The following is an 11,684-nucleotide window of genomic DNA, read 5'->3' as shown; positions in this document are numbered from 1 at the left end:
CTCATCGGCATGTTGCAAGGTCAGCCCGATTTCATCCAACCCGCGCAGCAGGCACTCTTTACGAAACCCATCCACGGTGAACTCAAAAACCTTTCCAGTCGGTGTCGTCAGGGTCTGCGCAGACAAATCCACCTTCAATCGATAGCCTTCGGTCACCCCCGATTCATTGAATATAAAATCAACTATTTCTTCTTTTTGAACAATAGGAAGCAAACCATTTTTAAAGCAATTATTAAAGAAAATATCGGCAAAACTGGGGGCGATGATCACCCGAAATCCATAGTCATCCAGCGCCCAGGGGGCATGTTCACGGCTCGAACCACAACCAAAGTTTTCCCGGGCCAGAAGGATCTGCCCCCCTTGATAGCGGGGTTGGTTGAGGACGAATTCAGGGTTCAGGGGACGCAAACGATTGTCCTGTCCAGGCTGACCTTCATCCAGATAACGCCAAGCATCAAATAGATTGGGGCCAAAACCAGTTCGATGAATGGATTTGAGAAACTGCTTGGGAATGATGGCATCAGTATCCACATTGGCCCGGTCGAGGGGCACCACGAGACCGTTCAGGGGGACGAAAGCACGCATCAAAAGTTCTCCCGAATATCGACAAAATGTCCTGCAATGGCTGCAGCAGCGGCCATCTGTGGGCTGACCAGATGGGTACGCCCGCCCGTTCCCTGACGCCCTTCAAAATTCCGGTTGGAGGTGGAGGCACAACGCTCCCCCGGGCTGAGGCGATCCTCATTCATACCCAGACACATCGAACAGCCAGGATGGCGCCATTCAAAACCTGCCGCGAGAAATATCCGATCCAATCCCTCGGCTTCTGCCTGAGCCTTGACCAATCCGGAACCTGGAACCACCATGGCCAATTTGATGTTGGCCGCCACATGCCGGCCCTTCACGACTGCCGCCGCTGCGCGCAGATCCTCGATGCGGGAATTGGTACAGGAACCAATGAAGATCTTGTCCAGAGAAATCCGGATCATGGGCGTATTGGCATTCAGCCCCATGTAGCTCAAAGCCCGTTCCATGCTCTGACGACGCACCAGATCCATTTCCAGATGGGGATCTGGCACCTGTCCTGTCACGCTTACCACCATTTCAGGCGAAGTTCCCCAGGTCACCAAGGGTTCAATATGCTGAGCCGACACAGTGACTTCCTTGTCGAACGCCGCTCCCTCATCGCTGTGCAGGGTGCGCCAGTAGGAGACAGCCTGGGCCCACTGAACATCGGATGGGGCATAGGGACGCCCCTTCAGGTAAGCAAAGGTAACCTCATCGGCACCGATCAAACCCGCCCGAGCCCCGGCTTCGATGGCCATATTGCACAGAGTCATGCGCCCTTCCATGCTGAGCCCCCGGATGACCTCCCCCGCAAACTCGATGGCATATCCCGTACCCCCGGCAGTGCCGATATGCCCAATGATGTAGAGAGCCACATCCTTGGCCGTCACGCCTTCCGCCAGAGTCCCGTCCACTGTGACGCGCAGGGTTCTGGAGCGGCGCGCCACCAAAGTCTGGGTGGCCATGACATGTTCCACTTCGGAGGTGCCGATGCCAAAAGCCAGGGCAGCAAAAGCCCCATGCGTGCTGGTATGGGAATCCCCGCAAACCACTGTCATGCCCGGCAGGGTAGCCCCCTGCTCCGGCCCCATGACATGCACGATACCCTGACGCTGATCGCCCATGGGATACAGCGTTACTCCAAAGGATTGACAATTCCGGCTCAAGGTTTCCACCTGCAGACGCGAGATGGGATCATGAATCTCCGTCTGGGTGACAGTCGGCGTATTATGATCCGCAGTGGCCACGATACTCCGCCTCCGCCATAAGGGTCGTTCTCCCAGAGTCAAACCCTCGAAGGCCTGTGGGCTGGTCACCTCATGAACGAGATGGCGATCGATGTACAACAATGCCGTGCCATCGCTTTCTTCACGCACCACATGAGCCTGCCATAACTTGTCATAAAGGGTTTGAGCCGTCATCACCAAGATCCTCCACTGAGCCGATCATTATGTCATAACTGCCAACAGTCAGAAAACCCGAGGCAATCAGATAACGACTGCACAACGATTATCCAGGCCCCCCGATGACGGCCAACGAATTTCACGTTATATTTGAGTCATGAACCCACAGTTATCCTACTTGCTCCCACCCAACCCCTCCCTAGGTCTATGCGCACCTTCCGGCTTCCTGACTGAGCCTGGGGCTTTGGAAATGGCCATCCTGTATTTCTCGGAACACGGTTGGACTGTGCGCGAAGGAACCCATATTCACAATCGACACGAATATTTTGCGGGAACCGATACCGAACGACTGGAAGACTTTCACGAACTGATCCGTGATCCCAAGGTGGATGCCATCATGGCCGCGCGCGGAGGCTACGGCTTGACCCGCCTGCTTCCCCATCTGGACTATGATGCCATCGCTGCGGCCCGCAAACCCATCATCGGCTTCAGTGATGTCACGGCGCTTCATCTGGCAATACTGGCGCAGACGGGACTGGTCACCTTTGCAGGCCCCATGGCCGCCCCCGATTTCGGACATCCCCATCGGAGCACATTGCACCAGGACCATTTTTTACCCCTGCTGCAAAACGAAACCCACTCATCCCCCCTCATTCGTCTACCTTTCACCGCTCATGAGGGAGCGGCCGGAATGCGCCTACGCCAGCAAATCGACAACGGACTGGAAGGAATCCTATGGGGTGGCAACCTGTCCCTGGTGGCTCACCTGGTGGGGACACCTTATCTACCCCGGATAGAGGAAGGCATCCTGTTTCTGGAAGAAGTGAACGAAGAGCCTTACATCATCGAGCGTTACCTGATGCAGTTGTACCACGCAGGCGTATTCAATTCGGTGCGTGCCATCCTGTGGGGCCAGTTCAACCGGTGCGAACCCACCCATGCCTCGGCGGCACCTTACACCCTGGAACAGGTGGTGGATTACCTGCAATATCTGGTCCCCATTCCCCTGTTGCAGAATCTGCCCTTCGGTCACGTGCGCGACAAACTCACCCTGCCGGTGGGAGGACGGGTACGGATCACATTGCCGGACCCTGCCCACTACCAGTTGCATTTCTCTCAATATGGCATAGCACGCACAGGTTGAAGAAAATCGACTGCCGAACTGCGGTGTTCGGAATCCCCTCGAATCGGGTGATCCCGCAGACCTCGCCGCGAAACTCCATGCTAAGATTCAACTTTTGTGCGAGGAATGGGTATGGCCGGTAATACATGGGGGCGAATGTTTTGTGTCACGACCTTTGGGGAAAGCCATGGCCCCGCACTGGGTGCCGTGATCGACGGGTGCCCACCCGGACTGCCCCTCAGCGCAGCCGACATCCAACCCGACCTGGATCGACGCAAACCCGGTACCTCCCGTCATGTCACCCAACGTCGCGAAACGGATCAGGTACAGATCCTGTCTGGTGTTTTCGAAGGGCTCACAACGGGCACACCCATTGCCCTCGTGATTCACAACGAAGACCAGCGCAGTCGTGATTACGATAAAATCGCCCAGCAGTTCCGGCCTGGTCACGCCGATTACACCTATCTGCAGAAATACGGGCTGCGTGATCACCGCGGCGGAGGCCGTTCCTCTGCCCGGGAAACGGCGGCGCGTGTGGCCGCTGGCGCCGTTGCCCGGAAATGGCTGATCCAGCGTTATGGCATCACCATTCGCGGGTACCTGTCCCAACTGGGGCCCATTCCCATCACCGTCAAAGACTGGGCCGCCATCGACCAAAATCCGTTTTTTTGCCCGGACCCGGACCTTGTCCCCCAACTGGAATCGTTCATGGATGATCTGCGCAAGTCAGGAGACTCCGTGGGGGCGCGTCTCAGTGTGGTGGTCAGCGGTTTGCCCCCAGGGTGGGGCGAACCTGTCTTCGACCGTCTGGATGCGGACATTGCCCATGCACTCATGTCCATCAATGCCGTGAAGGGCGTGGAAATTGGCGATGGGTTTGCCGTGGTGACCCAGCGCGGCACGGAACACGGTGATGAAATGACCCAGGATGGGTTTCAAAGCAATCATGCCGGCGGGATTCTGGGTGGAATATCCACGGGACAGGATCTCATTGCCCATTTGGCCATCAAACCCACTTCGAGTATTCGCCTGCCTCGTCGTTCCCTTGACAGCCAGGGACACGCCGTAGAAGTTCAGACCACCGGACGTCATGATCCCTGTGTCGGCATTCGTGCCACGCCCATCGTGGAAGCCATGATGGCCCTCGTGTTGATCGACCATGCGTTGCGCCAGCGCGCCCAGAACGGCGATGTCACCCCACCGTTGAAACCTTTTCCCCTCAAGGCTTGAGGGAAGTACCCGACATTTCCGCAGAAGAAGCCAAGGAAGAAAAGTCCATATCTCGGTTTACCAACAAGGAAAAAGGATAACCTTTCTTGATGATGATCACCGGGCCGATGGCGGCTTGTCCGGCAAAACCGATACTGGCAGTATTGACCAAAATCTGACCCGCCGCGTCCGTGGTCAAATTATTACCCATGCCTCCCAGCACGGTCACCCCTCCCGTAGGCTGGGCGATGATCTGAGCCAGTCCGGCCGTCATGAACTGTCCGCCCAGACGTTTCCAGAATCGATTATCCACCTCATCCTGCATGCCTGACTGCCCCTGACCATCTGAAGCAACCATATCCTCCAGTTGAAAACTCACCCCACTGGGCAAAATGAGGCGATGAAAAGAGGCCATCAAACGCTCCTGCCCAGGCAAGATGCGTGCCGCAAACTGCCCGATCAGTCGACTGCCCTTGGGAATGGCCAGCAAAGTTCCATCGATTGAATCGTATACATCTTCTGTAATCTGGGCCGTAATCAATCCGGGCAGGTCACTGTCGATCTGGGTGATCAAGACTGCTGGCATGACTGTGCCCTCCAGCACGAGGGCATGATTGGCCGGCTGAATCGGTTCGAGAGGGGTCGTATTCTGGCGTGAACGCACCGTTGCCGGAGGAGTTTGAGGCGCCGTTCCCGGTATGGACGGGGTCGGATTCCAGGGCGAAGCCACCATCCCCGGCAGAGAGGGTAAGGCACCCACCCCATTGAGGCCCAACCCGAGGGAAGGAAGGTTGGGGGGAACTGATGCGCTCCCTGGAAGCATGCCTATCCCCGAACCAGAATCTGCAGGTGGCGGGGAACTGCCTGGTGCAGGGGTTGAAAGTGGAACCGGTTGAGCCACTGGCCCCCCGATAGCCAAAATTGGACTGGCCGCAATCTGTGCTGCCTGTTGGGCACGGGCCAACTCCATTTGATGCTGTCGTTCCTGCTCGGCCTGATGAGCTTTTTCTCCAGCTTCATCCACCAGCGATGGAGGCGGTCCAGGGTCGGCCATTTGTTCACGTACCAACTCATGCTGCAAGGCACTGACAGCCGGCGCCTGTCCCAGAACCACCGCCTGGGCATTGGGTGAAGGCGAGGCTGCCCGTACCCGCCCGACCAAAACCTGAATCCCAAACCCCAGCACCACCGCCATTCCCAATCCTACGGCCACCCACCAATGCAAATGGCGATGTACCTTGCCCGGTGGCACCCCCGTCCATTCCTGTGCTTCTTCCCAGGGACCGGGAAGTTCTTCTGTGCCAGACGAAGACTCGATGTCTGAACTTGGCAAGACGACTTTTTTTATGCCGGACCGGACCGCGCCCATTGCTCCTTCTTCCTTCATGGTCGTTGCTCTGGCACCTCTCCCTGCACTCCAGAAGACTTGCTGTAGTCGGAATTGATCACTTCAACCTCGGTTCCGCCCAACTTAAGCAGAAAATGTGGCATCAGGCGCTGCACCACAAAATATGGGGAGTGAAGAAGGTAATTGACCAGTCGGGAACCCTCGGCATCGATCATGAAGACGGCAGGAAGCACTTGGGGGTGCCCCATGTCGATCCAGGTGAAACGTCCATCGTCAAACACTTCCAGAGGACGAAATTCTGCATCTCCTTTGATTGTGTAATGGGTATGCACGCGCTGGGGCGTCAGAGAAAATGGATGAATCATTTTTCCCGATGAAGATGAAGGAGATAGAGATTTTTCTTCGTAAACAATCGACCAACCCGTCTTGAGCCTGACGGCCTTTTTTGATAGGGGGACGGCAGTTGCTATGCGGGGGCGAAGGGCTGGGCGGTGAGTTGCCGGCGGAAGGATTTCTGCAGCGGATACAGCCAAATGTCTTTGACCGGCATGGCGTGCTGGTGCGTGATATCGAGTTTGCCGCGTCCTTGAGTCTGTCCGACGTGGATCCAATTGGCAGCCTTGTAGCAGGTGCCACGGAAACGATCCGATTGTACGAAGGTCTCCAGGAGCACGGGTCGATAGCCATAGCGGCTCTGCCAATCGGCAGGCAACTGGCGGGCTATGCGCCCTAAGATCTTGGAAGCCAAACCCTGTGAGCGCACCCACGGCAGGATCAAGAAACGCGCGTTGTTGACGACACGATGCAGGTGGTGACGGCGCTGGGTATCGCTCCAGCCGATGAACCGGTCGCGGGGCGCGGTTTTCCAGGCGGCGGCGCCAAAGCCGAGCAGGGCCACGAACTGCCCGTCGATCGCGACAAAGTAGCGCAACTGCGCGCCCGACAGGGGCGTATAGCCCAGATAGTGATAGCGCTCGATATACTCATTCCACAGCCGCGAATCGCGCTTGGTGTCCGTACTGACGGGGAGAAACTCCAGCCTGCCGAGACGATCGATGGGCTGGGTGATCTCGCCCTGGGGATCGGTGGCCGCCGTGGCGACGAGCGCGCGCCGGGTATCAAAGTTTGCGGCACGCGCCCTCGGCAATGCGATCAAGCCATCCTCTTGCATGCGCAGCATCGCCACGCGGCAACTCATCTCTTTGAGTCCGCCATCGGGCTTGAGCCAGCACAACTGCTGACATACGCGCTGAGACAGCGCCGTGCGCGACAACTCAGGTGCCTGTGCGATCAGGTCGACGATGAGGTGGAGATCTTGGGCACTGAAATCCCGTCCGCAATACCGATGAGTCACGAGGTGTCGATCGCGATGCCGTTTGGCGTTGGCGCAGTGGACAAACCCCCGCCCAAGCGCAGCGCCGCCAGGCGCTGCGCACTCATCATCCACGGCAAAAAGGGGGATAAATCGGTGGGCGGATGCCCTTGTTCGGCACAGGCTTGCAGATACTGCGTAAGCCAGAGACGCGGGTTGATCTGCCAGCAATGCACCAGGGTCATGAGAAGGGAAAACAGGGAACCGGCCAAGTGCGCGGCCCACACACTGCCCGAGCCATAATAGGCTTTGCGGCCGAGTACCTCGTTGCGCAGCGCACTTTCCGCGGCATTGTTGTCCATCGCAATCTCGGGCCGATCGACAAACACCGTCAAGCCCTCCCAGTGGTTCTGCAAACTCACCAGGACTTTGTGTGCGGCGCGGCGCAGGCTCGCATCGGCCAACTGTGCGCAGCGATCGGCTATCATCTGCTCGAGATGCGCTCTGAGCTGCCTATCGTGTTCGGCAAAGCGCACCGGGTCGTCCCGCACGACCAAGCGCGTATCGTTCAGATGATACAGCGTGCCAATGCGCGCTACCCAGCCCATGGCCCAGACTTCGGTATCCGGATAGCTGCGCGCCAGGGTGAGAAAGTCTCTCCGCACGTGAGCCCAACAAAAGGCGAGTAATAGGTCGATGATGCGCGCCACCTTTTTGTACGCAGCATACCGATCGCACACCACCACTGTCTGCACCAAGAGCTGGGAAAAATACGCCAGCGGTACTTCCGCGCTGCGCCCGGGTGCCATCACATACACGATCGCCGAGGTCGAGCGGATCACCCATAGGTACCAACGATACCCGACCTTGCCTTCAATCGGCTCGAACACTCGCCAACTTGTCTCATCGGCGTGACACAGCCCCTCGGTCAACTGCCGAACTTGCAGCGCCTCGACCACCGGCGTGAAGAGCGGTGCCAAATATTTCAGTCCGCCGATGATCGTGCCCTGCGAGGGGGTAAATCCGATATTCGCCCACGACTGCAACAAACGGTTCGTCGGCTGGGCATATAGGTATTTGCTCAGCAGGATCTCGACCCACACCGATATCCCCAGTCTCCCTTTGGGAATCAAACGGGCCGGCACGGGCGCCGTCATGATCCCCGGCAAGTCCTCGCACTGGCAACTCGGTCGATAGCGCTGGCGCCGAATCACGCGCCGATACGCCTGGACCTCGATCTCAATGATTTCGCTCTCTTCGGCCCCGGGGAACACCGCAGCGGCCTTGCCGCACTTTGGGCAACAGCGCTCCGCCTCGCTGAAATGACATTCTTCCTCGCGCGCAGGCAGATGCGAGAAATCCACGCGCCCATGGCCCACGCTCCCGTGCTGCTGACCACGCGGGCGCTTCGCCTCCGGCTGACGGTGCTGCTCGCTCTGCGCGGTGCTCTTCTCCGTCTTGCGTCCAAATAAGCGCTGGCGCAAATCCCGCACCTGCGCGCGCAGCGTCTCAATCTGGTCTTTGAGTTCTGCCTCGCGACTCAGCGTCCGTTGATGCTGCCTCTGCCAATACTGCGCATCCCACTTCAGCTGCACGTACTCTTGCTTGCTAATGCTGACCATTATCTCGGCAAACGGCACGCTCGCCGCCGCTTGTGACGGTGCGTCGACTCCATCGATAGGGGTGTGCGAGGCTTCGTACAACATGAAGTGAATACTAAAGCACCGTCATCCTCGTGTCCAGCAATCTTTTTTTTGGTGGGCCTGATAACCGCCCCGCTCCTAACTCAAAACTTCAACTGACTCAAGACGGGTTGGCCGATTATTTACGTCCGGGTGCCTTTTTTATTGCCAGATGCAAGCCAGACCCCTCAAAAACTGGCCTTTGCCGTAAATGGTAACTGAGCGGCGTCATTCCAATTTTCACTGATCACAGCCTACTCCCCCTGATCAAATTTTGGAGGGGGTTACGGGTGGGGATCGTGGGTGAGGGGATAGAGATCGGAACGCAGTAGATTGGCGGCGAAATGCTGTTTCCACGGCCTGGGGGTCAATTGCGCCACTTCTCTGGCAGCGATGCTGTCCTACCCGTTTCAGGACATCCACTAGCCAATGTTTAACGACTGGAATTTAATTTCTTTGATTATCAGTTTGTTATGAACGATAAATATTTGGAGTGGCACTACATGCTTGTAATTTCGGATTAACTGACCCGTTTTTTCGTGCCTCCTGGAGTGGGGGAAACTCCCAGTGCCCTGTAGATTTTCATCAAGTCTGGTTCTGCAAGGGTACTCTTGCGCACATTCAGTGTGTGCCCATCGCGTTGCTGGAATGATGCAGTGACACGTCGTTGTACGCTCATCCAGTAAAATTATTTTTGTTTACGCCTTGACAGTTTACTACATTACGTTATATAAATTTACATAATATAAATATATAGAATTTATGGGTACCTTACCACGGACCAGGAGAATAAGAAATGAACAGTGCCATGAGTTCCATTGCCGTCAACTCGTCCACTGCCTCGTGGGCGAGTGGAATACTTTTGCCAGTGCTGGAAATGTCGGGAGCCCTGGCGGATGAGTTACCCGCCAGCGCCATCAACAGTTACGATGGCGTGGTGGAATCCGAGTGGCAAACCGTGATTGCACCCTAGGTGGCGAGCAACATCATGGAAATGCGGGTTCATCCCGGCGATGTCGTGAAAGCCGGGCAAATCATGATAAAACCGGATGCTCAGGCGGCCTTGACCGAAGCGAACTATGACGAACGACGGCAACAGCAATTTTTTGCCCAGGGATATGTCAGTCAAGCAGCACTCGACCTTGTCGAAGCGCGATTCAACGCGACGCGGGAGGAAACTCGGGCTCAACTGATGCAGGTGTCAGTCACGCAAATCCAGGCGGGCTATTATGTCATCCGTGCTCCCTATGCAGGAGTGGTGAACGATATTCACGCCAACGTCGGGGATATAACCCAGTTGGGGGGGGCTTTGCTGACGGCGCATTTGCACGTCACCACCATGCTGCCACAGAACGTAGCCATGAAGTCGGATGCCATGGCGGCAGTACGCCTGAAAATCTGGGGAATTTGTACGCCAGATCAATGGCACCAACAGGTACTGCGGGATACTCGCCAGTCTTGGTTGGGCGTGACCACGGGTTTGCAGCGCGTGGCCGCGCTCGACTGTGTGGTTCACGCCAGCGATGAACGGGTATCTTCCACGGATCCTGCTCAGCGTCTCAGTCAACAGGTTGGTGACCGTAGCACCTTGGATCTGCTCAATGCCGAAAGTGAGGGGCCAACTTGCACTTGTCCTGGCTTGATGCCCGTATTGCCGTGCTGATCAACCGTCTCCATCTGGCCGAGGCTGATCTGCTTACCATCGATCAATGGTTGTCGTTAACCCACGCTGAGCCGGCTGGAAGCGATTCCTCCGGTTCATTCCCACTGTTACACCACACTTCTGAGGAGGATAAGATCATGGCACATATCGTTGTATTGGGTGCAGGAACCGGCGGCATGCCTGCCGCTTATGAATTACGAGCCGAATTGGGACGCGAGCATCACATCACAGTGGTCAATGCGGTGGACTATTTTCAATTTGTCCCCTCCAACCCGTGGGTGGCAGTGGGTTGGCGTGATCGTGAAGCCATCACCTTTCCCATCCGTCCCTATCTAGAAAAAAAAGGAATCGATTTTGTAGCCCAGCGCGTAAGCCGGATCGATGCCGAAGGCAATGCTTTGGATTTTCCTGACGGGACTCGTCTGACCTATGATTATCTGGTCATTACCACCGGTCCCAAGTTGGCATTCGAGGAAGTTGCAGGTGCGGGTCCTGACGGATTTACTCAATCGATCTGTACGGTAGATCATGCAGAACATGCGTACCGAGGTTATCAGGAATTACTGGAGAATCCGGGGCCGGTGATCATTGGTGCCTTGCCCGCTGCCTCCTGTTTTGGACCGGCCTACGAGTTTGCTTTTGTGGTGAATCGTGATTTGCGTAATCGCAAGCTGCGTAGCAAAGTACCCATGACTTACGTCACCAGTGAGCCCTACATCGGTCATTTGGGATTGGCCGGAGTGGGAGATTCAAAGTCCATGCTGGAAAGCGAATTGCGCAGTAATGACATCCGCTGGATTACCAATGCCAAGGTGACCAAAATAGAAGATGGAAAAATGTTCGTTACCGAGTTGGACGAATTTGGAAATATTAAGAAAGAACATGAATTACCTTATAAATACAGCATGATGCTTCCTGCTTTTAAAGGGGTTGATGCGGTAGCTGGGGTGGAAGGATTATGTAACCCCAGAGGATTTGTGATGATTGATGAGTATCAACGCAGCAAAAAATATCGCAATATCTTCTCGGCGGGAGTGTGTGTGGCGATTCCTCCCGTGGAGGTTACCCCGGTTCCCACCGGAACGCCCAAGACCGGTTACATGATCGAGTCTATGGTAACGGCCATCGTTCACAATATCGTTGCTGATCTCAATGGTAAACCTGCCGATAGCAAGGGGACCTGGAATGCCATCTGTTTGGCTGACATGGGCGATACCGGGGCAGCCTTCATCGCCATTCCGCAAATTTCTCCCCGGAATGTCAACTGGTTTGTCAAGGCAAAATGGGTTCACAAAATATCAAAGTACACCAGATATATATTCTATAGTGTACATAAAATATCAAAGTACCCAAACTATACATTATATACTGTACATA

Annotated in this window: 11 protein-coding genes; 5 read left to right on the top strand and 6 right to left on the bottom strand. The window is 56.0% G+C overall.

Annotation, left to right across the window (positions count from 1 at the left end; translation table 11 throughout):
* Together leuD and leuC are read right to left on the bottom strand one after the other, a co-directional pair.
* Positions 1 to 585, bottom strand: a 585-nt coding sequence (leuD, locus tag M6F29_RS10180; protein WP_298159368.1) for a 3-isopropylmalate dehydratase small subunit, incomplete at its 3' end; no start/stop codon positions are given.
* Positions 585 to 1,988 (bottom strand): 3-isopropylmalate dehydratase large subunit, encoded by a 1,404-nt coding sequence (gene leuC / locus M6F29_RS10175; RefSeq protein WP_298159365.1) that lies wholly within the window; start codon positions 1,986 to 1,988, stop codon positions 585 to 587. The genes leuC and leuD, both read right to left, overlap by 1 nt.
* Positions 1,989 to 2,127: 139 nt before the next feature.
* Between leuC and M6F29_RS10170 the strand changes: the two genes are divergently transcribed.
* Positions 2,128 to 3,114, top strand: a complete 987-nt coding sequence (locus tag M6F29_RS10170) for a S66 peptidase family protein (protein ID WP_298159361.1) — start codon at positions 2,128 to 2,130, stop codon at positions 3,112 to 3,114.
* 111 nt (positions 3,115 to 3,225) lie between these two features.
* Positions 3,226 to 4,323 (top strand): chorismate synthase, encoded by a 1,098-nt coding sequence (gene aroC, locus M6F29_RS10165; RefSeq protein WP_298159358.1) that lies wholly within the window; start codon positions 3,226 to 3,228, stop codon positions 4,321 to 4,323.
* Here aroC and M6F29_RS10160 read toward each other — a convergent pair.
* From M6F29_RS10160 to tnpC, 4 genes are read right to left on the bottom strand one after another with little or no spacing between them, the layout of a single operon-like run.
* Entirely contained in the window at positions 4,313 to 5,689 is a 1,377-nt protein-coding gene (locus M6F29_RS10160; protein WP_298159355.1) for a TraB/TrbI/VirB10 family type IV secretion system protein, read from the bottom strand. The two genes, aroC and M6F29_RS10160, sit on opposite strands and share 11 nt — an antisense overlap.
* Positions 5,686 to 6,183: a TrbG/VirB9 family P-type conjugative transfer protein gene (locus M6F29_RS10155; RefSeq protein ID WP_298159353.1), complete on the bottom strand. Its 498-nt coding sequence runs from the start codon at positions 6,181 to 6,183 to the stop codon at positions 5,686 to 5,688. Before M6F29_RS10155 ends, M6F29_RS10160 begins: the two co-directional genes overlap by 4 nt.
* A complete protein-coding gene (locus M6F29_RS10150; protein WP_298159351.1) occupies positions 6,117 to 7,004 on the bottom strand; it encodes a DUF4338 domain-containing protein in 888 nt (295 codons plus the stop codon). Before M6F29_RS10150 ends, M6F29_RS10155 begins: the two co-directional genes overlap by 67 nt.
* Positions 7,001 to 8,668, bottom strand: coding sequence for an IS66 family transposase (gene tnpC, locus M6F29_RS10145; protein ID WP_298159349.1), 1,668 nt, complete (start codon positions 8,666 to 8,668; stop codon positions 7,001 to 7,003). Before tnpC ends, M6F29_RS10150 begins: the two co-directional genes overlap by 4 nt.
* A gap of 772 nt (positions 8,669 to 9,440) precedes the next feature.
* Here tnpC and M6F29_RS10140 point away from each other — a divergent pair.
* The 3 genes from M6F29_RS10140 to M6F29_RS10130 form a co-directional block, all read left to right on the top strand.
* Entirely contained in the window at positions 9,441 to 9,617 is a 177-nt protein-coding gene (locus tag M6F29_RS10140) for a hypothetical protein (protein WP_298159347.1), read from the top strand.
* Positions 9,618 to 9,632: 15 nt separating this feature from the next.
* Positions 9,633 to 10,307: an efflux RND transporter periplasmic adaptor subunit gene (locus tag M6F29_RS10135; protein WP_298159345.1), complete on the top strand. Its 675-nt coding sequence runs from the start codon at positions 9,633 to 9,635 to the stop codon at positions 10,305 to 10,307.
* Positions 10,308 to 10,444: 137 nt separating this feature from the next.
* Positions 10,445 to 11,684 (top strand): NAD(P)/FAD-dependent oxidoreductase (locus M6F29_RS10130; RefSeq protein WP_366525994.1); only part of this gene is annotated, 1,240 nt, incomplete at its 3' end.

This window comes from Ferrovum sp. (assembly GCF_027317285.1).
Taxonomy (GTDB): domain Bacteria; phylum Pseudomonadota; class Gammaproteobacteria; order Burkholderiales; family Ferrovaceae; genus Ferrovum.
Note: the sequence above shows the minus strand (reverse complement) of the source record. Positions and strands in the feature narration are given on the sequence as shown.